Origin of the sequence: Paenibacillus sp. JCM 10914, from assembly GCF_001315105.1 — a bacterium.
In the GTDB taxonomy this organism is placed as follows: Bacteria; Bacillota; Bacilli; order Paenibacillales; family Paenibacillaceae; genus Paenibacillus_AQ.
Genome location: NZ_BAZR01000004.1, coordinates 26,730 through 49,497, shown reverse-complemented (window position 1 = coordinate 49,497; position 22,768 = coordinate 26,730). Strand labels below are relative to the sequence as shown.

Genomic DNA, 22,768 nt, shown 5'->3' with positions numbered 1-22,768 from the left:
CATGTAATGACACAACCATATCCTTTATTATTTCAACCTGAATTCAAAGAACGCGTATGGGGTGGCCGAGCGCTTACCCAATTCGGCTTGAACATTCCGGAAGGGCATATCGGCGAGGGCTGGATGATTGCGGATCATCCAAACGGCACATCCCGCGTGGCCAACGGCGAGTTAGCGGGCCAAGGACTGGACCAAATTCGTGAACAGTTCGGTCTGGAGTGGTTCGGCAGCAAAGGTTTCTCGGAAGTGAATGGCCGGTTCCCGCTTTTAATTAAGCTGCTGGATTGCAATGACGATCTCTCGGTTCAAGTTCATCCCACCGACGATTATGAAGGACTTCCTTCTGGCGAGCTGGGCAAGACCGAAATGTGGTATGTACTGGACGCTAAACCTGGTGCGAAGATTATCTATGGACTGCGCGAGGGGGTTACCCGCGAGACTCTGCAGGATGCTATGGAGAATGGCACGGTAATGGATCAACTGCAGGAACTGCCCGTTAAGGCCGGCGACAGCTTCTATATTCCTGCCGGTACAGTACACGCGCTCTGCGCAGGCGTAGTGGTTGCGGAAATCCAGCAAAACTCGGATACTACCTACCGGATCTACGATTATAATCGTCCGGGCCTGGACGGCCAGCCGCGCGAGCTGCATATCGAGCATTCTTTGAACGTAACCGCCTATGAAGGTTCTGGCGCAACAGCCATGAGTACGGACAACGCCGTGGCTGGACAATGGCTTGAACTTGCCAGATCCCCTTATTTTGTCGTAGAAAAAGGGCTCGTTCAAGGATCCTGGTCGCTATCCACAGCCAGCGACAGCTTTACCATCCTGGTGGTCTGCGACGGTGAGGGCACCTTAGCTTGGGACGGAGGATCCATCTCGTACAGCTCGGGTCAATGCTTCTTGCTGCCGGCCAATCTGGGCGCGTATACACTGGATGGAGAATCCACCGTTCTAAGATCTTATCTTCCTTAACTAAAATGGGTATTAATATGTAAACCATTTGTTTTTATGGAGGTGCTGAACCAACATATGAAAACCGATACGTTTACGATGCTCAACTCGCAGGGCATGCATGTGTTTGTGTATGAGTGGCTGCCCGATCCGAATACGAATGTCCGCGCGGTCCTGCAAATCGCCCACGGCATGTGCGAAGCCGGCTATCGTTACGAGGAGCTTGCTGCCCTGCTGACTGAACACGGCTACGCTGTATACTGCAATGATCATCGCGGTCATGGCAAAACCGTCGAAAAGATAGAGCTCCTGGGCGATGCCGGCGCTAACGGCTTTGAAGGCATGATTGAGGATCAGTTGGCCTTGGCCTCTGTGCTCCGCGAGCGTTACGCCGGGCTCCCACATTACTTGATGGGACATAGTATGGGCTCTTTTTTGACCCAAAAAATGATGTGTTCAGACGGTGATCAATTCGATGGCTTCATTCTGTCAGGCTCCAATGGACCGCAAGGCATGCTGCCCTTCGGTATCAACCTGGCTGCTGCCCAGATCCTATTGAAGGGCGATACTCACCGCAGCCTGATGCTGAATGCCATCGTGTTCGGACCATACAGCAAAGGCTTCGGCATCATCCGCACGCCCTTCGATTGGCTCTCGCGCGATGAAGCCGAAGTCGATAAGTACATCCATGATCCTTACTGCGGTCAAGTGTGCAGCGCCCGTTTTTTCCGTGACTTTTTCCAGCTCTTAACGCAAATTCATAAGCCTAAATTGATGAGATGCCTGCAGAAGGATAAGCCGGTCTACATCTTTTCCGGCGAGGACGACCCTGTCGGTCAACGCGGGAAAGGCGTTCGGCGCTTAATTGAGCTATACCGCAAATACGGCGTTCAGGATCTGGAATACCGCCTGTATCCTGGCGGCAGGCACGAAATGCTGCATGAGATTAACCGTGACGAGGTAGCAGCCCACCTGCTGGACTGGCTGGAACGTCATACGCAGAAGGCAGACGACACACCTCCTGAGAAAGCGCACGTATTATAGTTATTTAAGCAGGGTGTCTCAAAGATCCTAGATCTTGCAGAGATGCCCTACTTGTTGTTGCTGTGGGGGATTCAGGCGTTTTCTGCTATAGGACCAGCTTCGCTCATCAATAATCGGCCAAGTGATCGATACACAAAAATGACGGCGCAGGGAGGTATCCCTTAGCGCCGTCATTATTCGATTCGAGCTGTCTGCAAGAGCAATTGAACCTTACTTCTGGGACAGCCCTATGTTGTGTACCTGCAGCCACCCGCTAACCCGCTGGCATCGTGAAGTAGCGCGGCTGACCTGTGTCGTCCTGCTGATACATGACCAGCAGCGTGGTTGCCGTCGGAGTTTCTCCCTCTGTTCCATTCGTTTTGCCGCTGCCGCCTTGAATGACGTCGTCCAGATCAAATGGCAGCGATTCAATCATCGCATGCTTCTGAAGATCACGCTCAGTGACACCCATCTCAGCAAATCCTCCGGAGAGCACCGACGGTTCTTCTATAATTCTGCGCACACTCGCATTCCACTGGGCTTTGTCCTGGGTATGCTCCCACCAGATTTTGCGCGGCTTGTATTTGTGACCAAGGAAATAGTCGAATTTCATCAACCCGGAGATCACATCCATACGCGGCGTCTGCCGAAACTCCAGGAATGCGGTCAGACGGGTGAACAGATCCTCAAGCTGATGGCCGATCTTCTGCCAGCCCTGCCCTTCCCAATAGTCGCCAAATTCTTGGAAGAAGTCGAAGGGCGATGAGAACTCGTGCTTCATCAGATAGTGCAGCGTATGATCCATCCGATGCGCGTTCCAATATTTCTCGAGCACATCCTCAAGCCGCTTCAAGCGGACGATATCCGAGAAGGGAAGGACATCGCTACCTAATATTTCATATGGAGCATGGTCCATATACGTATATTTATATTTATCTGCGTCGATTCGCAGGCCTGTTCCCCGAAGCATCTTCAGGAATCCAAGCTGGAGCTCCTCCGGTCCAAGCGCAAACACATCGTTGAACGTTTTGCGGAAGGTATCATAATTCTCCTCCGGCAAACCGGCAATGAGGTCCAGATGCTGGTCAATCTTGCCGCTGTCCTTAATCATCGTCACCGTGCGGGATAATTTGGTGAAGTTCTGACGGCGCTTCACCAACTCATTGGTCGGATCGTTCGTAGATTGGACCCCGATCTCGAATCGGAATATTCCCGGAGGAGCATTTTGAGCAAGATAATCCAGCACTTCGGGGCGCATGATATCCGCCGTAATCTCGAACTGGAACACGCAGCCGCCGTGATTCTCGATCAAGAACTCGAACATTTCCAGGGCATAGTCGCGTTTGATATTAAACGTCCGGTCCACGAATTTAATTAATTTGGCCCCCTGGTCAATCAGGTAAAGAATGTCGGATTTCGTCCGCTCGATGTCGTAGTAACGCACCCCTACCTCAATGCTGGATAAACAGAACTGACAGCTGAAGGGACAACCGCGGCTTGTCTCGAAATAGACTACTCGTTTGCCCAGATGCGGTATATCCTCCGCGAAGCGATGCGGTGAAGGTAGCTCTGCCAGCACACTCTTCGGTCTGCCCGGGTTCACGATGACTTCATTCTGCTTGCGGTAGGCGACCCCATACACGAAATGAAACTTGCGATCTCCTTCAATCGTCTGGAGCAGATGATGAAATGTCTCTTCCCCCTCACCCATGACGATAAAGTCGACGTTCAGCAGCCGGTTCATCCAATAATCCGTGTCGTACGATACCTCCGGTCCACCGAGAATGATCGTAACCTCCGGCATAATCTTCTTCACGATATCGATCACTTTGATGGTCTCTTCGATGTTCCATATATAACAGGAGAAGCCGATGACATCCGGCTTGCGCTGGAACAGATCGGAGACGATGTTCATGACCGGATCCTTGATCGTATATTCCGTGAGTTCAATATCAAAGTCTTTCTCGCTGTATGCCTTCAAGCAGCGTATCGCCAATGATGTATGGATATATTTTGCGTTTAACGTTGATAATATGACCTTCATGATTTCGTCCACTTTCCTTCTAGAATTAATAGTTACGACCTTGTGTTAGCTCACTCAAAAGGATACAGATCATCCGCCTCGTCCGGTTCCCCTGCTCCCTTGAGGAAAAAATCAAGGAATGGGCGGCCGTATTTGCGGAACTTCACTTCCCCGACCCCTTTGACATTCAGCATCTCATCCTCGGTCTGCGGACAGACAACGCTCATCTCGCGCAGGGTAGCATCATTAAAAATGATGTAGGACGGCACATGTTCCTTGCTCGCCAACTCCCGCCGAATGAGACGAAGCTGTTCGAATACCGTCTCGTTAACCGCGGACGGCGAATAATCACGGCGACTGCCGCTCCGCTGCTGGCCAGCTGTTTTGGCAGGCCTTGGCACGCGCTGCATCACTTCCCGCTGCCCCTTCAATACATCGGCTGCCCCACTCTGCAAGCGAACAACCGGATATTGCCCTTCCGTCAGGGCAAGAAATCCCTCCGATATGAGCACATTGATCGTCTCGGATATCTCCTTCTCCGTCTTGCTGGACATGACGCCGTATGTAGGCAGTCGGTCAAACCCGTACTCGATTACTTTTTTGGCGCGGGATCCCTTCAGTACCGAAGCGACCATCGATACCCCGAACCGTTCACGCATCCGGTGGATGCAAGAGAATATCTTCTGAGCATCAACGGTGATGTCCACCAACTCGCGATCATCGGTACAGGAGCTGCACGTGCCGCATGGCTTGTCTTCATGCTCTTCGCCGAAATAATCCAACATGGCGCTTCGCAGACATCGGGTGGTATAACAGTAATCGATCATCTGCTGCAGCTTACGGTATTCGTTATGCTTCCGTTCGCTTTCCTGGGGATTTTGTTCGATCAGAAATTTCTGGGTCATGATATCTTGGGCACTGAATAACAGAATACATTGACTCGGCTCGCCGTCTCGCCCGGCACGACCTGCCTCCTGGATGTAAGACTCCATATTTTTCGGCATATTGTAGTGGATGACATAGCGGACGTTCGATTTGTCGATTCCCATACCAAAAGCATTCGTTGCCACAATCACCCGGATATCATCATAGAGAAATGCTTCCTGACTGTCGGCCCTTTCGGCATCGCTCATGCCGGCGTGGTAACGTCCGGCCAGCAGCCCCTTCGCCTGCAATCTCTGGCTCAGATCATCTACCTCTTTACGTGTTGCCGCATAGATGATACCTGGCTGGTGCGTATGGGAGGCCGCGTAATCGAGCACATATTCGCGCTTGTTCTCCCCGCGAAGGACCGACATTTCCAAATTGTCACGACCAAGCCCTGTTACGAATACCTGTGGTTGCTCCAGACGCAGCAGACGCTGCATATCCTCCATGACCTCAGGCGTCGCTGTAGCCGTAAAAGCGGCTACGACAGGACGGCTCGGCAAGCCATGGACGAATGGAGCCACAGAGAGATAGCTCGTTCGAAAATCATGCCCCCACTGCGATACGCAGTGCGCTTCATCCACCGCGATAATCGAAATATCCAACCCGGCCATTTCATCGCGAAACCAATCGAGCTCAAGCCGCTCCGGAGCCACGTATAACAGCTTCAAGTCCCCGCGTTTAGCCGAGCGTATCCGCTCGTTCACTTCTTTGCCGCTGAGCGTACTGTTGATAAAGGCTGCGGAGATCCCCGCTGTCGTTAGCGCATCGACCTGATCCTTCATCAAGGATATCAATGGCGATATCACGAGCGTCAAACCGGACCACATGAGGGCAGGGATTTGATAGCAGATCGACTTTCCGCCCCCGGTTGGCATAATGCCTAACGTATCCCGACCTACAAGCAAGCTCTCTACGATTTTCTTCTGACCATCCCGAAAATCAGGATAACCGTAATATTTCTGCAGATGAACACGCGCGGTGTCCATATTCATGGATTCTCTATCATTTGTTTCCACATTCATGGATAAAAACTCCTTATTTCACCTTGGTTTTCCATTAGAAAAACGTCATTCTTTAAGTTTAACGGCCTTTGTGAGAATGGGCAACCGAATCAAGCAGGAAATTGCGTTCGATATCAAGAACTTGATAATTGTGGATACAAGTTGCCTTTACGTTAATAACCAAATATAAAAACACCAAGTTGGTGATCCCTAATGAATGATGAACATAGAGGTACCGTACAGCAAACCATTGAATATATGAAGGGACATCTGGATGAGCCTATGACAACCCAGCAGCTTGCCGATCTCGCGGGGTATAGCCCCTTCCATTTCTCCAGAGTATTTAAGCGGGTAACCGGCATCTCGGTCAGGCAATACCTGTCTGCGCTGCGGGTGGAATCCGGTAAAAGCGAACTGCTTAAACGGCCCTCCCTGCTTGTCAAAATCGGAATGAATATCGGTTTATCCAGTCCGGGCACCTTCAATACCCGGTTTAAGCAGTTTGTCGGTCTCTCTCCCAAACGATTCCGATCCACATCCGAATCCCTGCATCAATATGTCAATCAATATGAGAACAAACCACTGCATTGGACAGAGGAAGAACAGAACGTCCTCCCCCGAATCCATTGCCAGATTGAAGCTCCCGAAACGTTCCGCGGCATGATCTATGTCGGGCTGTTCCCAAGGCCCGTTCCCGATCAGAAGCCTATAACCGGTACGGCTGTTAATCTTAGAAACCGGTCCTGCATACTGACCCGCATCCCAGCAGGCACGTATTATGTGCTGGCAGCCGGCATTCCCTGGAGCCTGAATCCCCGGGATTATTTTCTGCTGAACAAATCCTTGCGCGGCAAGCTCGATACCCCCGTTCATATTGAAGAGACCACCGAGCTTTCAGTGAAGATTACCTTACGGGAGCCTTTGCCCTTCGATCCCCCTATTGTTGTCAATCTGCCTCTGCTATTGTTCGAGAAGGATCGGAATGACAGCGCAAAGTAGAAGAATTTCCGGATAGCGCGTCCCTTTATAATGAGTCTGTGAAATCAATTAAACCAGAGGAGTGGCTGTATATGCCAAATTTATGCGTTCTATCGATTAATGTGAGTGATATGGATCAAGCCAAGCAGTTTTATTGCGACATCCTGGGATTTGAAATTTCTAAAATATATGATGAAGAGATCATCAGTTTGAAAAATGAGGGCCTCTCCCTTATCCTGCAAAAATGCGGCCGCGTAACCAAAACCGAGTACCCGCATGAGGCGCAGGTTATTATCGGAATCGAAACCGCTGATGTAAGCGCTGCGATATCGAATTATAAATCGCAGGGCGTTGAGGTGATATTTGATACGCCGCAGCCTTGCCCTCCCGGTCTGTACAGCGCAATTCGGGACCCGTTCGGCAATGTGATTGAACTGCTTGAATTTACGGAGTAACCGTTGTTCTATACAATGTGATAATGCACCCATAGGATACGCTGCTTGTAGCAGGGTATCTTTTATTTTTTGCTGTGGACCTGTCCCCGTGCTTTCCTTGAAATTCTCTGTTACGGTTTAATCCGATACGGGTAAGAACATATTAATGTCAACCTCTGAACGCGTCAGATCGATAGATTAGGAATTACAGGTTTCGGAAATAATAGGTGCTCGAACTGATACACTAACTACACAAGGGGAAATTCATATGGATCTTACACCGGAACAGCGCATTACCCTGCACGGATTCAACAACCTGACCAAATCGCTTAGCTTTAATATGTACGATGTCTGTTATACCAAAACAAAAGAAGAACGAGAAGCATATCTCGAATATATCGACGAGCAATATAATGCGGATCGGCTCACCAAAATTCTCAGCCAGGTTGCCGACATCATTGGCGCCCATGTGCTCAATATCGCGAAGCAAGATTACATTCCGCAAGGTGCCAGCGTAACGGTGCTAGTCTCCGAAGGTCCTGTTGTTGAGGTGCCCGAAGAATCGTACGATGAATCGCCAGGCCCTCTGCCCGACAACGTCGTTCTTCAGCTCGATAAAAGCCATATTACGGTCCACACCTATCCAGAGTTTCATCCTGACGAAGGCATCAGCACCTTCCGGGCCGACATTGATGTATCCACTTGTGGAGAAATTTCACCGCTCAAAGCGCTAAATTATCTGATTCATTCGTTTGATACAGATATCATGACAATCGACTACAGAATCCGCGGATTCACGCGTGATATTCATGGACATAAGTTATTTATCGACCATGAAATCAGCTCCATCCAAAATTATATTCCGGACGAAGCCAAGGAACTGTTTGATATGATCGACGTCAACGTATACAAGGAAAACATATTTCACACCAAGTGCAAGCTGAAACAGTTTGATCTGGACAACTATCTGTTCGGTTACACAAAGGATAAGCTGACCGATGAAGAGCAGCAGGAAATAACCGAGCGCATCAAACTTGAGATGGATGAGATTTATTACGGTAAAAACATGGATCGAAGTTACTGACTGAAGGAGTAAAAAGGCTGTCTATTCGAACAATGGTGATGTTGGGGAGGTAATCCAATCCCTGGCACCACCATTTTGTGTTTCAAGAAATGTGGGGGCAACATCGGATAAACTCTGTTTTTTAAATCAAATGGCCTGATTTTTGTATGTTGCCATTCTTCAAGATCGCAGATCTGTAATGAAGGCGGCTTTAGCTTGCATCCGTATGTATTAAAATTGAACCGAAAACCCGTCAAACCGGTGAATTCCCGTCCCAAACCGAATCAGGTCCTTCTCCCGGAGTTCCTGCACGGCTGCTTGCACTACGACCAGCAGTTCTGGATCCAGTCCGATCGTATTATGGGCGCCGAAGATCCGCTTCACCCCATCAATATCCGCTATCCGCTCCAGTGAATTCACCAGATCCTTCGGGCTCGTTGTCGGATAAAATGCATAGACCGGCGTCTCATCGTACAGCAAATCCCCTGTGAACAAATATCCTCGGCTTGTGTCAAACAACGCGATATGGCCAGGAGAATGACCTGGCGTGTGGTAGACGACCAGACTTCGACCGCCAAGCTTGATGAGGTCTCCATCCCGAAGAAGACCGGTCGGCTGCCCTTGATAAGGAGTATACGTTGCCGGGTTGAAGGAGGCCGGAACGGGTCTTGTAATATCCCGTGATATATCCTTGCGGATCTGTTCTATAGAGAGCTTCTTGATGCCGCTGACAAGCCAATCCTCCTCCGCCTCATGCACATAAATATTCTCATATTGTCCATGACTGCCGATATGGTCCGCGTGAACATGCGTAGTCAGGACCATGATCGGCAAGTCCGTCAGTTGATCTGTCATCCGCTTCATGTTGTCGATGCCGAGTCCCGTATCGATCAACGCCGCTCGCTCATCGCCAATTAACAAAAATGAATGCACCTTCTCCCAGTGACCATATTCGCTGATCGCAAATGTAGTGTCGTCCAGCTTTGATACGGTAAACCAGGCATCCTCGATAACAACGTTCGGTTGATTATGCTCCATATGTATGTCCTCCCCATTATGAATTATCGAATGGTTATATCCTCATGATCATCTTGAAATGCAATTAAAGACATATAGTAGCTCTTTTCTTCAGCCGATAGAGGCATATTGCATCCTCCCGCTGGTTCCAACTGGAAGTGTTTGTCCAAGAGTTGCTTGAACTCCTCGATAAATGCATGGAAACTCTCCTGCGTTGCATGAAACCGATAAGTCGAGGCCAGATTTTTGCGATGATGCTCATTCGCGCTCTCCAAAGCAAACGAAGATGTCGGTGCATGCTCGATCTTTGCCCTGGTAACATCGAGCGTCTCCATAAATACCTGCCGCGAAGTCTCCACTAGATCCAGGCTTGGGAGTAAGTGATCCTCCGGAATGAAACGGCTCGCGACAGCGCGATAATATTTCTGAACGATTCCGTTCTTCTCTTCCTTGCGGACGATATGGATAACACCGTGCTTCTCAAGCTCCTTGAGATGAAAATAAATATTATTCCGTGTAATGGCCAGCATCTCAGCCAGTTGCTGTCCGGTGTAGGCATCCTTCACGAGATTCATCAGGATCTTCGTGCGAAGAGGGTCGGCTATCGCTTTAAGTTGTTCGTGGGTTGTAATCTTGAAAACACCCGTCATTTTAATTTTAACACCTCCATATTTTTTACCCGTAAATTTTATTTTACTGTAAACGTTGTTTATCCTAACATGTATTCGCATAGAGGGTCAATGGTCTAACTCATTATTTTCTGTATAAAAAATATGCTATAGTATCCTCAATGAAATCCATCTCACCATGAGCTAAAGGAAGTGCCAGATATGTTTGACCCAACGATATTCGAAAATTTGAAGGTGGGGATCGAGAACCACGTGTATGACCTCGACAACCTCGATGGAACGATCCTGGTCAACGGTCGGACGGATCTGCTGGATATGGCGGTCATGTCCAGAAGCTTTACTCTGTCGTTCGAGCTCACGCACTCCAACAAGGCAGCCGCAGAAATAAATCTCCACGCGGGTGTACGCGATCTCGCGGACGAAATTCTGGAGACGCCGGAGCAGCAGCCAGGTTGCGATTTAACGATTCGCTTCCACAAGGAAATAACCGATGCGGCCAGCGATTGTCCGCAGATCCAAGCGATCCTGGAGCGGGTTTGGGAGCCGCAACTGCCGCCGATGCAAACGGTCCGCTATATCTATGACCAGGTTCCTGCAAAATTTCATTGTACCGCTGAGCTTAAGTTTCCACGTAAAATCAATGAAGAACAGATGGAGGACCTGCCGAATCTGATAGACCATATCCTTCGCTCGCTGGAACAACTGAATCAGTGGTAGGTTTCTTACATCTTACCTTGGGATTGGTCGGGGTTTTATTTCTGTCGTATTCACTTATTTCCTCTTTCGTCAAAAAAAAAGCCTGACCTCAATGAATGAGATCAAGCTCTCCTGCTGCGATTTATGCTACAACCAATCGTACCCAAATATCCGATGGATCTTGTACAGCCCATACGCCATCGCGCTGTTCCAGCGCCAGGCCGGCTTCGCGGATCCGACCCGTTACGGATTCCAACTCCTCGTCATTCGGCAGTATGATGGAATATTCCTCCATTCCAGCTGCCGTTCGCGGCGTATTCGGCACTCCTAATCCGGCCCACACGTTCAATCCGATATGATGGTGATACCCTCCTGCTGAGATAAACAGTGCGGCTCCACCATAATGGGCCGTCAGCTCAAATCCGAGCACGTCGCAGTAAAATTTCCGGGCATCGTACAGATCCGATACATGGAAATGAACATGGCCGATGATCGTACCTTCCGGTAAACCCTCCCATTCCTTTTCCTTCGCTAAAGCAAGCAAACTTTCTATATCCACCGGATCTGTTGTCATGACATACTCACCCTTGGCGTCACGCTTCCAGGAATCACGGGGTCGATCCGCATAAATCTCGATGCCGTTTCCGTCAGGATCTTGAATATATAAAGCCTCACTGACCAGATGATCGCCTTGACCAACCGGCAGGTTATGCGCAATCAGGTTCTGAAGCGCAAGCCCAAGCGCCTCCCGATCGGGAACAAGGATGGCAAAATGGTACAGACCGGCTGTGCGAGACTGAGGTTTAGCCAGATCAGGCACTTCTTCCAATCGGAGCAGTGGTTGTCGGCCATCAGCTGACAGTTCGGCAACCCGCCCATGCTGCCTCAGCATCTTCAGCCCGACGACTTCCGTATAAAAACGGGCAGAACGCGCCAAATTACTGATACGTAACGAGACCGGGCCCAGTTTAATTGAAGGATGGATAATAGCTTTCATCTCTCTCACTCCTTATCGTTAGATGAATGGAATTCGTGAATAACTTATATTTGAGAAAATCCAACTTGTAATCATTGCAGTTACACCTTACTTGTAATCATTATAGTTACAGGACAATCAACTTGTCAAATCCAGTAATTCACAAATCACGAATTTAAGCTGTTGCAGCGTATTAAAAAACGCCAACCCTTCTTATGCGGATTGACGTTACGAGCAGCGATATATATAAACGCTAAGTTTGTTGCCGGGCCGAGGCGCAAATATCTTCTACGATATGTTGTAAAGTAACCTCTTGAAGCGTATTCTCCATTGCTTTTTGCGCTGCCGAGAAGACCGGAAAGATCGAGGCTTGAATATGCTTCCCGACCGTACATTGCGAATCCGGCTGCTCATGCATACCAAACAAGGCGTCTTCTTGCACGACTTGAACGGCTTGGTATATTTGAAGCAGCGTGATCTCGGCAGGAGGCTTGGAGAGTTTAGCGCCCGCTACGCCGGGCTTAACTTCAACCAGGCCTGACTTACTAAGCATACCGACAATTCTTCGAATGACCACCGGGTTCGTGCTGACGCTCTCCGCGATATGATCCGAGGTGCTTATCCCCTTCTTATTTAATTCCAGCATAGCAAGTATATGAATAGCCACAGCGAATCGGCTACTGATGTTCACGTAATCCCTCCTGACGGTCAAAATCCTCACGATAATGACTAGCATGTAACCATCATAGTTACATTAAATGCTAAAGTCAATTGTCTCGAACATATTCACCTCTTGTCTATTAATTATGTAATATAATGTAAATTATTGTTGATTTCTATAAATATTCGACTATAATTATCAGCATGTCTTGGTAGAATTAACTTATTATATGTTGGGGAGGGAATATATGGAGCAAACACCACGGCCAGACCTAGACTCATTATCGTCACTCAGACGTCCTCGTAAGCAAAAACATTCAGAGCCCACCTCCAAACTCAAGTGGCTGGGAATCTCCTTGGCCCTTGTTCTTCTGGTCGGCGGACTCGGGTATGTATTTCGAAAAGAACTGGCCTGGATGGCCTTTCAAATGTTTTTTGCCAAGGACGTTAAACATACACTCGATCAATCATACAAACCTGTAGGCAATCCTGATGCAGCTGATCCTGTAGCAAAAGCTACACGGCCATTCTCTCTCTTGTTACTGGGCGTTGACCAACGGAAGAATGAGATTACCCGCTCTGACACCATGATCTATTCGGTTATCCGTCCAGACCTCAATAAAATACTATTGGTCTCCATTCCCCGAGATACATACACCGAAATCATTGGACGAGACGTGACTTCCAGAATTAATTCAGCCTATGCCCACGGCGGAGCGAAGATGGCTATTGATACGGTTGAGCATTTGTTTCAACATGCTGTCGATTATTATGCAACCATCAATTTCTACGGTTTGATTGATATCGTTGATGCGCTGGACGGTGTCAAACTCCCGATCAATAAAGTCATTGAGAACAAGCAGTCCCATCATATTCCGCTGAGAATTGAGCCCAACAAGCCGATATATGATGGTACGGATGCGTTGAACTACGTCAGATATCGCGAGGACTCGGATTTCAATCGCACCGCGCGTCAACGTATTTTCCTCAGTTCTTTGATGGACCGAGTATTTGAACTGAAGAATATCACCAAAATTCCGGAACTGATTCAAATCGGCGGCAGTAACCTGACAATGGACCTAAACTCTGATTTCATTTTGAACTTGGTCGAAACTCTAATGTTTAACGACTCCCCGCCCTCTTTTGAGAATTATATGCTTAAGGGAAGCGATCTGATCATTCGAGGCGATTACTACTATGAACCCCATCAATCGGATATAAACTACATCCAGACGTTGATTGGCAACTGGTTGGACGAAGAAACTACGCTGCAGGAGCTTATGATTCCAACCGCACACTAAGTGTCTTGACAATGTAACCAAAAAACCCTCTCATTCATGCACGCATGAGTGAGAGGATTTTTATTGTTTAGAACATCGGGAATACGTACCGGATAAGGAAGTACAACAATCCAAAAAAGATAATCAGATATGCCACATACTTAATCAAAGTTGAGGCTACCAGACTGGAATCGTTCCGTTCCTCCACATTGCGTGTCTCGATCTCGACATCGTTATCATGCCGCTGTCTACTCATCATCTCCACCTCCATCTCATTTACGAATCTGCAAATGATGGTTCTCTCGGCGCTTACTACCTTTTACACTACCGACGGGAGATTGAACCACAACGGCGTATTACGCCATGAGGCTTATGACAGCATACCGATTAATACAGGAAGCACGAGGAATGAGGCCAACGTCGTCCACAAAATACACTTCGACACGAGCTTCGGAGCCGCATCGTACTCTTCGGCCAGAATTACGGCATTCACCGCCGCTGGCATCGCTGAGAGTACCAGGATAACCGCAAATAAGGTGCCTTCAATGGAGAGAAGTGTGAGCAGTAGCCAGGCTACGAGTGGCGCGATTAGCATCCGCATTGCCATCCCGGACCAGAAGCCGCGGCGGCTCACCGATAGAACGCCATCACCCTCCTTACGCTCACCATCTGAGCTCCGAGAATGACCAGCGCCAAAGGTGCATATGCCGCCGCTAACATCGACACCCCTGTCTCCAGTGCTTGCGGAAGATGGTAATCCAGCGAACGAAACAGCACAGCAAGAATCGCAGCGTATACCGAAGGAAGCATAAACACCGACTTAACAGCCTTTACGGCCGAAAAATGAGATCTGGCCGCCAGATACACGCCAAGCGTATTCATAATAATAATCTGAACGATAACATATACCGATGCTTTATCGAGGCCCAGCTGCCCGAACGCCAGCAGGATCAGCGGAAGACCGTAATTGACGCTGTTCGTGAATATCGTGGTTAATGCCAGGCCCGATTTCTCCGTCTGGGATAAACCCAGCATCCGGCCCGTCGCAGCGCTCAGCACCCATAACGCAACAACATTCAGCAAACAGAACACGATGGTAACCGTCACTTCATTCGAGGTAATCGAGGCGCTAGCCAGCGTCTCGAAAATAAGCGCAGGGCTCATGACATATAACGATAAGGCCGAGAGCGCCTTCGTCTCCATCCGTTTAAATAGTTTAAGCAGCGCTCCTCCGATTACAGGCAGTGATATAGGCAAAAAGACGCTGTAGATTGTAGCCAAGAAAGAAGAGATCATGAGGTCCACCCTTACGTGATAAATTCCATTGTCTCTATATCCTAACCCAAACCCAGGATCCGCGTCCAAGATAGAAATGCAATGGAGCTAATAGGAGTTGCCTATTCGCTGCTCTGCCATGAAACATTGAGCTCATAATCACGCGAACAGTAACTTGTTCTCCACCCGATGAATCGTCTGATCAGGGAACAATTCGGTAATGGATATTCCCGGCACCGTATAATAAGCAAAGAATCGATGACTCTCTGCCGCCTCATATAACCATGCAAAAAAATCGAATATGTAATCATCTATCCATTGTCCATTGCTTCGTATCAACGAACGCACATACGGAATCTGTATCTTGACGCCGTCCTTCCACATGAAAGTAAATGTGTTGATCTCCTCATTCTGCTGCAAAATAAATCGGAAGGCATCCTTCTTCAACAAGAATTTATCCTGATTGCACAGTAAGACAGGCCCTTCATCGGTTGCAACGATGCCGATACGTTTGCTTCCTACATTAATATAGAACCCCCGACAGCAGGGGATTTCGGTTCTTACATCAAGCTCGATTTCCTGCAGCGTGCTGAGCTCCAGAACCACCGGTTTATGCAATAAAGATTCTTTAAATCTCCGAATGAGTCTCATCTTGATCGCCATACCTCCCAATGAATGAAATCCATTGGACCAGTATAGCCTGGCGCCCTCTACAATTTCTGAACAACGCAATGCCAGCCAAAAAAAATGCGCATGGCTCTCGTTATCCGCCACACGCGTTATAATTGTTCCATTCACAACGATTGGCTCCTTGATGGCTGAGTGTCATTACTCCATTCATCGTACCAACTCGTTATATAAGAGCTGGGACTTTCGCCCATCTCATTCATTAATGCGTCAGCCAAGAGATGATAGTGCCGATGAACCTGAGAGCGGTTATCCATCCCACTATAAATAGTCATCAGCGCATAATAAGCTTTTTCTTCCAGGGGATGATTGCGCTGGATTGAGGAATAGCACAGAAGAGCCTCATCTAATCGTTTCTGCTGAACATACCATTCAGCGATCGCCAGCGAAGCCGCGAGCCAGAGTTCCTTATACCGCTGTCGTTCTCCTTCGGCCCACCAGTAATCATATTCTTGCAGATAGTCTCCGGTGTACAGTTTCATAACCTCATGATGTCGATCGATATTGGACGGCATTATCGTTGTGTTAGTGGTGAACCACCGCTCCCAGTCTTCAATATCCAGTACAACATTCTCAACATTGAGAATGTATCCCTCAGTTGTGTTAGTAATCTGAAATCTATGCCCATAGGGCTCTAATGTTTTGCGAATATGATAAATGGCCGTATACAACTGAGGAAATGCTTTATCCATATCGTAATCAGGCCACAACATGTCAATGAGTGCGTATTTGCGAACGAGATGTCCTCGATGCTGCAGCAGATAGATAAAAGTCTCTTGGGCTCGCGCGGTCCGCCAGTGTAGCAATGTATATTGGCCTCCCTCATGGAGCTGCACCATCACCTGACGGAACATGGTCATATGAATCTTGCGATGCCCTGCAGCTTGAGTTTCTGGCTTCACAGTGATGCGACCACGCAACCGCTCCATCGTCTTGGCCAGGCGATCAAGCTGAACCGGTTTCACGATATAATCCACCGCATTTAATTCAAAAGCCGTCACAGCATACTCCTGATGCCCCGTCACAAACACAATTCCGAGCTGAGGCTTCTGTTCAAGCAGTTGCTCCGCCAGCTCGATCCCGTTGAGCTCCGGCAAACTGATATCCAAAAAAACAATATCCACATCCTGGTGCAGGATGGCCTGTCTGCCCTCATAGGGACTCGAATAGGTGCCTATACAATCAATAGGTATGGTATCCAGTTTTAATAGTTGTTGTTCTAAGTATTTCAAAGCTAAAGGTTCGTCATCTACGAGAATTACCTTCATTTGATTAACTCCTTGGATTGGGAAAAAATACCGTCATTATTACTATATTGATTCTTGCGCATTGTTGCAAGAATCGATTGCGGATTATGACCAAATACTCATAGTTTTTTAGCTGTTCGTATAAAAACTGATACTCATGACTTACAAAGTCTTCGTTATATAACAAAAAGGATGGCATTTTCCGCCATCCTTCACTGCTGTTTATAATGATTGAAGTATCACTTGATCGAACGGCCGATGATGACCAGATCTCGCTTAATTCCATCCAGTTCAGCAACGCCTGGAAGCAGTCCCCACTGCTCGAAGCCAAACTTTTGCAAAAGCTTGAGGCTCGGCTCGTTATGACCGAATACGAACCCGACCAGATTGCTCACACCAAGACGAGGACATTCCTCCAACGCCTTCGTTATTAATTGACTGCCAGCCCCCACGCCTCGGAAATGCTCACTCACATAGATGCTGATTTCAGCTGTTCCGTTATAAGCCGGACGCCCGTAGAAAGACTGCAGGCTCATCCAGGCGGCAATCTGATCCCCTTTGCGCATGACCCACAGTGGACGAAAGTCGTTGCTGTGTTCTTCAAACCAGCGGATACGGCTCTCAACGGTTACAGGCTCCAGGTCGGCTGTTACTTTTCTGCTGGAGATCGTTGAGTTATAAATGTCTACAATTGCCGGTAAATCCTCGTTGACAGCATAATCAATACGATAGCCTTGCGCTTCCATGTCATACCTCCGAACAGATACATGATGATGATCCCAAGTAATGAATGACCATCCCTGGTTCATATTAGATTTATTCTACAAGAGGTGACGGAAAAACGCTTCTATTTTTCTGAAGAAACGCTAGTTCACGAAGGTGTTGCGGACGCGAAGGAAGTATGGAATCCAGATACAGCAGTACAGAATGGAGCGTACCATAGCGCGCGGCCATGTATCCCCTTCCTCGATCTCGGTCAACAATAAAGCAAAACTTTACATCTGGATTTGAAAACGATACCCTAACCTTATGGACCATGATGAGCGTTCATGATGGTAGAGAGGATGGAATAATAATGAATCAACGATTGAATCAGGTGCAGCAATCCATGGAACGTGAAGGATGGGACCATGTCTTGATTACCGATCCGAAACACGTATACTATCTAAGCGGATTCGCCAGCGACCCGCACGAACGATTCCTCGGTCTGCTGCTGTCCACCGTACATGAGCCAGCCCTGATCGTGCCGGCACTGGATGCGGATGCCGCTAGGTCAACTTCGACCGTGAAGAACATTCTGACCCATCAGGATACAGATAATCCATACTCGTTGCTGCAGCAACTTATCGAACGTTCAGCAGGTACGATAGCCGTTGAGAAGGAACAGCTTACCGTAACCCGTTTTGAACAATTGCAGGCACATCTTGATATGGCGCGATATGAGGACGTGGGCACCGTACTACGGGAATTAAGGGTGCGCAAATCCGAAGATGAAGTGAAGATCATGCGCCATGCGGTACGACTTGTGGAAGAGGTGCTGAAGCAGGGATTGACTCAGGTGAAAGTCGGTGTCACAGAGATTGAGCTTGTAGCGGAACTGGAATATCTGATGAAAAAGCTGGGTGCGGATGCCCCCTCCTTCTCAACGATGGTATTATCCGGCCCCAATACCGCGCTGCCGCACGGAAATCCAGGATCGCGCAAAATCGAAAGCGGAGATCTCCTGATGTTCGATCTTGGAGTTTACGCCGGCGGTTATGCTTCCGACATTACGCGCACCTTTGCCGTTGGCGATCTTAAGCCCGAGGCCGTCCGTATCTACGAGACCGTCCTTGCTGCCAATATGGCAGGCATAACGGCTGTTAAACCCGGCGTGACGTACGGTTCCATTGACCGGGCAGCAAGGCAAGTGATCGACGATGCAGGCTACGGTCATGCGTTCGTTCACCGGCTCGGCCACGGGCTTGGCATGGATGTACATGAATATCCTTCCGTGCACGGTCTGAACGAGGACCTGCTCTTGCCCGGCGCGGCCTTTACGATTGAGCCTGGCGTATATTTACAAGGTGTCGGCGGGGTGAGGATCGAGGATGATGTCGTTGTCACGGAGACAGGGGTTGAGGTGCTCACTTCTTTCCCGAAACAACTAACCGTGGTTGGATGATGATGAAGTGGCATGGGGCGTAATCCGCCTTAAGAAAGAGGGGCCGCGAGACGATGATTCTGAAGGACTTGATTACTGTTGGAGATTTGCCCTTCTATTCGGTAATAACGATCGCAATAGTCCTGGCAATTCTGATGGTGTTCGGCCACAAAGACGCCCATCAAGTGAAACTTACGACCAAAGTGCAATGTGCCATTTACGGCGTAAGCGTTATTCTGGCTACGGTATGCCTGATCAATGCCGCCGCAATTCTCATCCAGAACATACGATAACTTCTTCTGAGTATATAGAAGACCGTCCCTTGGCCGTAATCGTCGGTCCGGGACGGTCTTTATTACTCCTAATGCAGAATGTTTTAGCGCACATACTCATTTCGAGAACGAATTTATGCTGATCGGATTACCTCTACTATACTTATCCCGCCAATTTCAAGAGCAGAACCACAAAAATGAGAACAACCGTCTCAATAAGCTCATTAAGCGCCCCGTACGTATCGCCGGTTAATCCACCGAGCCTGGCAGTCATTCTGCCAGCCACGATAGTACCGACACCCCATGCGATGAATGGCGTCAGAATCAGCGCGGGCAGTCCGATCGTCCAAAGCTGCGAAGCAGGCATGGTTAAACCGAGCAGACTGACAATAAGCAGGGTCAAGAACGCAGCGACAGCGCCTGCCGCCCTTCTTCGCCTGGAGGACAGGCCATAGAATAAGGAGGCTAGCCCTTCATTGCCCCGGGCCATCGGCCAGGCAGTCATCGCGTGCACCATAAACCAGCGACTCCATATGGGAGCGAGTATAAACAGCCACACTTCCGGCTTCCAGGTCCCGCTGGACAGCTCCCATAGCGACACCATTAATGAGGCTTTCAGTAACAGCAACAGTACACAGGCGATGACACCCATCGCGCCGACCCGGCTGTCCTTCATGATCTCCAGCATCCGCTCCCGCGAACGGTGGCTCAGAAGCGCGTCCGCACTATCCATCCAGCCGTCCAGATGAAGTCCGCCAGTAAGCGCTACCCACACCGTAAGCAGAATCACCGCATTCGGAAAGGAAGGAAGTACAAACTGCAGACCATGACCTAGACCAACGACGATAAAACCGATCACAGCACCTACGATTGGATAAAAGATAACGCTTCGCTGCTGAACATCCGGCGTAAACGGGATTTCCCGTCTAACCGGTAATCTCGACAGAAATTGAAAAGCGGCCGCGGCCGCTTCGATCATCTTGCTCATAGGTCATACTCCCCGCTCTTAATTTCCAAGGGAATCCCTGCCGTGACCAAGAACACCTCACCGCAGATCTGAGCCAGCCGCTGATTCATAACTCCTGCCCAGTCACGGTAAATCCGGCCGAGCGGATACTCCGGGACGATCCCAGATCCAACTTCGTTGGTCACAAGCATCACCACTCCCGGATACGTCTCAACAGCCCGCGCCAATCGTCCAATAGCAAGGCTCAGCCGCTCCTCCATGATCTGAGTTCCCTCAGGTTCCACTTGAAGCAGAACGTTGGTCAGCCACAATGTGAGGCAATCCACGACAAGCGCAGGAGCCCCAGCAGGAGACTGCCCCAAGGTATCCAGCAGTTCCGGCAGAGCGAGCGGCTCTTCCACGGTCTTCCACCCGTATTCGGAGTCGTGGCGTCTATCCTGATGAATTCGAATGCGCTCCCTCATCTCGTCATCGTATGCCTGGGCCGTTGCGATATACACCGCTGAATCGGCACGCTTCATGCACAGTTTCTCGGCGAAGGTACTCTTGCCGCTCCTTGCTCCGCCCGTTATCAGTACACTTCCATCGTTCATACCTATTCCGTCCCTCCACTAATGCCGGCGCTCTCAAAGGTCGCCATCTCATTCATGATTCGGCATGCCGCTTCAACGAGATGGAGGCATAACACACCACCCGTACCCTCACCAAGTCGCATATCCATTTGCAGCATCGGCTGCAGACCAAGTTCTTGCAGCAGCAGCACGTGGGCTTGCTCATGAGATACGTGCGAGGCAATCATGTACGGCAGCGAGGCAGGGCATAAAGCGCCAGCTATCAACGCTGCAGCACTGGATATGAAACCGTCGATCACAACCGGGCATCCGTGTGCTGCTGCCCCAAGGATCAGACCAGCCAATCCCCCGATTTCATATCCGCCTACCTTAGCCAACACATCCAGAGGATCGTTTGCATCGGGTTGATTGATCTCTATCGCCTGTTCAACGACGGCAATCTTATGTAAGAGACGTTCATCCGTCACACCCGTTCCGCGACCTACAACTTCCGCGGGCCGTCGCCCGGACAGTACGGCGAAGATGGCCGCGCTAGACGTCGTGTTCCCGATCCCCATCTCTCCGGTGATGAATATCTGCGTGCCCTTGGCGACCAGTTCCGCTGCTACATCAGCGCCTGTACATATCGACAGAGCCGCCTGCTCCTTCGTCATGGCCGGTCCGTGGGCCATGTTGGCCGTTCCCCGCGCGATATTTCGCGCCCAGAGGTTATCATGCTTCAGCTCAGAGGCAACCCCAATATCCACGCAATGGACATCGGCCCCGGCCTGACGTGACAGCACGTTTACCGCAGCACCTCCGTTCAGGAAATTCATGACCATCTGTGGCGTCACCTCGGAGGGAAACCTACTTATGCCCTCCTCGCAAACACCGTGGTCGCCGGCCATAACAACGACAGATTTCCGGCTCAGCCGCGGCTGTACCAGCCCCGTAATTCCTGCCAGCTGTATCGCTAGCGATTCCAGCTTGCCCAAGCTTCCCGGCGGCTTCGTCAATGTATCCAAGTATGCCGCTGCCGCTGTTTGTGCTTCCTTATGAAGAGGCTGGATGCCTTCTGTTAATCCATGTATACGATCCATCCACCATTCCGTCATGCATGCTCACTCCAATCTCGACTCAGCTAAATTTTACCCTTAACTTCCGGTCAGAGACAAGCCAGAGTATAAATTCAGGACCAATGGCTGTTGGCTGTCAGCAGCACTTGCGGTGCACCGTTCTCGGGGTGTGCAACGATAGAAGGCTCCACTCGGAAAATACGGCGAATGTAACTCTCCGTCAGCACCTCCTCCGGTCTGCCCACACCTGCCAGTTCCCCTTGATGCAGAACGAGCAGCTTATCACAGAATTGAGCCGCGAGATTCAGATCGTGCAGCACACTGATGACCGTGATTCCGGATGTCTTCCTCCACTCGGCCACCATATCCATGAACTGAAGCTGATACCGAATATCCAGATACGTGGTCGGCTCATCCAACATAAGCAAAGACGGTTCCTGTACCATCACCTTGCCGAGCGCCACCCGCTGTCGCTGGCCCCCGCTAAGTTCATCGAGTCGCCGCGCCTGAAACTCCGCCAGTTCCAGCTTATTCATGATAGCGTCGATGAGCGGCGCCGAATCCTTGTCTTCACGCCCCAGCCAATTCAGGAACGGAAACCGTCCCATCTCCAGTACTTCCCTTACCGTAAAGTCGATAGGGTCCAGACCTTCCTGCTGCAATACCGCAACCATTCGGGCTAATGCCTTTCTGCTATAGCTGCGAAGATCGCGGCCTTGGAGCGATACCACACCACTTGTAGCGTTCTCAACGCCGGATAACAACTGCATGAGTGTCGATTTGCCGCTGCCGTTCGGACCGATGATGCCCCACCATTCACCTTGCGCAACCTGCAGATCAATGCCTGACAGCACGGACTGCTGTCCATATCGTTTGCTTAAGTCCT

23 protein-coding genes and 1 pseudogene are annotated in these 22,768 nt (G+C 49.6%); 9 read left to right on the top strand and 15 right to left on the bottom strand.

Annotated elements, in window-relative coordinates; all coding sequences use genetic code 11:
* Positions 1-6 precede the first annotated feature (6 nt).
* Together JCM10914_RS07495 and JCM10914_RS07490 are read left to right on the top strand one after the other, a co-directional pair.
* The gene (locus JCM10914_RS07495; protein WP_023959180.1) at positions 7-975 is read left to right on the top strand and encodes a type I phosphomannose isomerase catalytic subunit; all 969 of its coding nucleotides are present in this window, start codon (positions 7-9) and stop codon (positions 973-975) included.
* Between the two features lie 57 nt (positions 976-1,032).
* A complete protein-coding gene (locus tag JCM10914_RS07490; RefSeq protein WP_036717332.1) occupies positions 1,033-1,998 on the top strand; it encodes an alpha/beta fold hydrolase in 966 nt (321 codons plus the stop codon).
* A 253-nt stretch (positions 1,999-2,251) separates the two neighbouring features.
* Here JCM10914_RS07490 and JCM10914_RS07485 read toward each other — a convergent pair whose 3' ends face one another.
* Both JCM10914_RS07485 and recQ read right to left on the bottom strand, forming a co-directional pair.
* The gene (locus JCM10914_RS07485) at positions 2,252-4,021 is read right to left on the bottom strand and encodes a B12-binding domain-containing radical SAM protein (protein WP_036717329.1); all 1,770 of its coding nucleotides are present in this window, start codon (positions 4,019-4,021) and stop codon (positions 2,252-2,254) included.
* Between the two features lie 50 nt (positions 4,022-4,071).
* A complete protein-coding gene (gene recQ / locus JCM10914_RS07480; protein ID WP_023959174.1) occupies positions 4,072-5,952 on the bottom strand; it encodes a DNA helicase RecQ in 1,881 nt (626 codons plus the stop codon).
* Between the two features lie 192 nt (positions 5,953-6,144).
* On the opposite strand from recQ, the gene JCM10914_RS07475 reads away from it, so the two are divergent.
* From JCM10914_RS07475 to speD, 3 genes are all read left to right on the top strand, one after another.
* Positions 6,145-6,930, top strand: coding sequence for an AraC family transcriptional regulator (locus tag JCM10914_RS07475; protein WP_023959172.1), 786 nt, complete (start codon positions 6,145-6,147; stop codon positions 6,928-6,930).
* Between the two features lie 71 nt (positions 6,931-7,001).
* Positions 7,002-7,364 carry a VOC family protein gene (locus JCM10914_RS07470; protein ID WP_023959170.1) on the top strand — a complete coding sequence of 121 codons (363 nt, stop codon included), beginning with the start codon at positions 7,002-7,004 and terminating at the stop codon, positions 7,362-7,364.
* A 247-nt stretch (positions 7,365-7,611) separates the two neighbouring features.
* Positions 7,612-8,427 (top strand): adenosylmethionine decarboxylase, encoded by an 816-nt coding sequence (gene speD / locus JCM10914_RS07465; RefSeq protein WP_023959168.1) that lies wholly within the window; start codon positions 7,612-7,614, stop codon positions 8,425-8,427.
* 210 nt (positions 8,428-8,637) lie between these two features.
* On the opposite strand, the gene JCM10914_RS07460 is transcribed toward speD, so the two are convergent.
* Both JCM10914_RS07460 and JCM10914_RS07455 read right to left on the bottom strand, forming a co-directional pair.
* Entirely contained in the window at positions 8,638-9,444 is an 807-nt protein-coding gene (locus JCM10914_RS07460; RefSeq protein WP_023959166.1) for an MBL fold metallo-hydrolase, read from the bottom strand.
* 23 nt (positions 9,445-9,467) lie between these two features.
* A complete protein-coding gene (locus tag JCM10914_RS07455) occupies positions 9,468-10,073 on the bottom strand; it encodes a winged helix-turn-helix domain-containing protein (RefSeq protein WP_023959164.1) in 606 nt (201 codons plus the stop codon).
* 180 nt (positions 10,074-10,253) lie between these two features.
* Between JCM10914_RS07455 and JCM10914_RS07450 the strand changes: the two genes are divergently transcribed.
* The gene (locus JCM10914_RS07450) at positions 10,254-10,769 is read left to right on the top strand and encodes a hypothetical protein (RefSeq protein ID WP_023959161.1); all 516 of its coding nucleotides are present in this window, start codon (positions 10,254-10,256) and stop codon (positions 10,767-10,769) included.
* 121 nt (positions 10,770-10,890) lie between these two features.
* On the opposite strand, the gene JCM10914_RS07445 is transcribed toward JCM10914_RS07450, so the two are convergent.
* The gene (locus JCM10914_RS07445; RefSeq protein ID WP_023959159.1) at positions 10,891-11,745 is read right to left on the bottom strand and encodes a VOC family protein; all 855 of its coding nucleotides are present in this window, start codon (positions 11,743-11,745) and stop codon (positions 10,891-10,893) included.
* Between the two features lie 232 nt (positions 11,746-11,977).
* Entirely contained in the window at positions 11,978-12,415 is a 438-nt protein-coding gene (locus JCM10914_RS07440; RefSeq protein ID WP_023959158.1) for an Rrf2 family transcriptional regulator, read from the bottom strand.
* A 217-nt stretch (positions 12,416-12,632) separates the two neighbouring features.
* Between JCM10914_RS07440 and JCM10914_RS07435 the strand changes: the two genes are divergently transcribed.
* Positions 12,633-13,685 carry an LCP family protein gene (locus tag JCM10914_RS07435; RefSeq protein ID WP_023959156.1) on the top strand — a complete coding sequence of 351 codons (1,053 nt, stop codon included), beginning with the start codon at positions 12,633-12,635 and terminating at the stop codon, positions 13,683-13,685.
* Between the two features lie 67 nt (positions 13,686-13,752).
* On the opposite strand, the gene JCM10914_RS28800 is transcribed toward JCM10914_RS07435, so the two are convergent.
* The 5 genes and pseudogenes from JCM10914_RS28800 to JCM10914_RS07415 form a co-directional block, all read right to left on the bottom strand.
* The gene (locus JCM10914_RS28800; protein ID WP_023959154.1) at positions 13,753-13,923 is read right to left on the bottom strand and encodes a hypothetical protein; all 171 of its coding nucleotides are present in this window, start codon (positions 13,921-13,923) and stop codon (positions 13,753-13,755) included.
* Between the two features lie 111 nt (positions 13,924-14,034).
* Positions 14,035-14,960 (bottom strand): annotated as a pseudogene (locus JCM10914_RS07430) (AEC family transporter).
* Positions 14,961-15,098: 138 nt separating this feature from the next.
* Positions 15,099-15,737, bottom strand: coding sequence for a hypothetical protein (locus JCM10914_RS07425; protein ID WP_231638555.1), 639 nt, complete (start codon positions 15,735-15,737; stop codon positions 15,099-15,101).
* Positions 15,734-16,894: a response regulator gene (locus JCM10914_RS07420; protein ID WP_023959146.1), complete on the bottom strand. Its 1,161-nt coding sequence runs from the start codon at positions 16,892-16,894 to the stop codon at positions 15,734-15,736. Before JCM10914_RS07420 ends, JCM10914_RS07425 begins: the two co-directional genes overlap by 4 nt.
* A gap of 218 nt (positions 16,895-17,112) precedes the next feature.
* Positions 17,113-17,619, bottom strand: coding sequence for a GNAT family N-acetyltransferase (locus JCM10914_RS07415; RefSeq protein ID WP_023959144.1), 507 nt, complete (start codon positions 17,617-17,619; stop codon positions 17,113-17,115).
* A gap of 329 nt (positions 17,620-17,948) precedes the next feature.
* Between JCM10914_RS07415 and JCM10914_RS07410 the strand changes: the two genes are divergently transcribed.
* Both JCM10914_RS07410 and JCM10914_RS07405 read left to right on the top strand, forming a co-directional pair.
* Entirely contained in the window at positions 17,949-19,037 is a 1,089-nt protein-coding gene (locus tag JCM10914_RS07410) for a Xaa-Pro peptidase family protein (protein ID WP_023959142.1), read from the top strand.
* Positions 19,038-19,090: 53 nt separating this feature from the next.
* Positions 19,091-19,309, top strand: coding sequence for a hypothetical protein (locus JCM10914_RS07405; protein ID WP_023959140.1), 219 nt, complete (start codon positions 19,091-19,093; stop codon positions 19,307-19,309).
* A 142-nt stretch (positions 19,310-19,451) separates the two neighbouring features.
* Here JCM10914_RS07405 and cobS read toward each other — a convergent pair whose 3' ends face one another.
* The 4 genes from cobS to JCM10914_RS07385 all read right to left on the bottom strand — a co-directional run bounded on the left by cobS (position 19,452) and on the right by JCM10914_RS07385 (position 22,736).
* Positions 19,452-20,276 carry an adenosylcobinamide-GDP ribazoletransferase gene (gene cobS / locus JCM10914_RS07400; protein WP_023959138.1) on the bottom strand — a complete coding sequence of 275 codons (825 nt, stop codon included), beginning with the start codon at positions 20,274-20,276 and terminating at the stop codon, positions 19,452-19,454.
* The gene (cobU, locus tag JCM10914_RS07395) at positions 20,273-20,848 is read right to left on the bottom strand and encodes a bifunctional adenosylcobinamide kinase/adenosylcobinamide-phosphate guanylyltransferase (RefSeq protein ID WP_023959136.1); all 576 of its coding nucleotides are present in this window, start codon (positions 20,846-20,848) and stop codon (positions 20,273-20,275) included. The genes cobS and cobU overlap by 4 nt, the downstream gene beginning before the upstream one ends.
* Before the next feature lie 2 nt (positions 20,849-20,850).
* Positions 20,851-21,921, bottom strand: coding sequence for a nicotinate-nucleotide--dimethylbenzimidazole phosphoribosyltransferase (cobT, locus tag JCM10914_RS07390; protein WP_023959134.1), 1,071 nt, complete (start codon positions 21,919-21,921; stop codon positions 20,851-20,853).
* 74 nt (positions 21,922-21,995) lie between these two features.
* Complete coding sequence (locus JCM10914_RS07385; RefSeq protein ID WP_023959132.1) at positions 21,996-22,736, bottom strand: ABC transporter ATP-binding protein; 741 nt, start codon at positions 22,734-22,736, stop codon at positions 21,996-21,998.
* Positions 22,737-22,768: the final 32 nt, after the last annotated feature.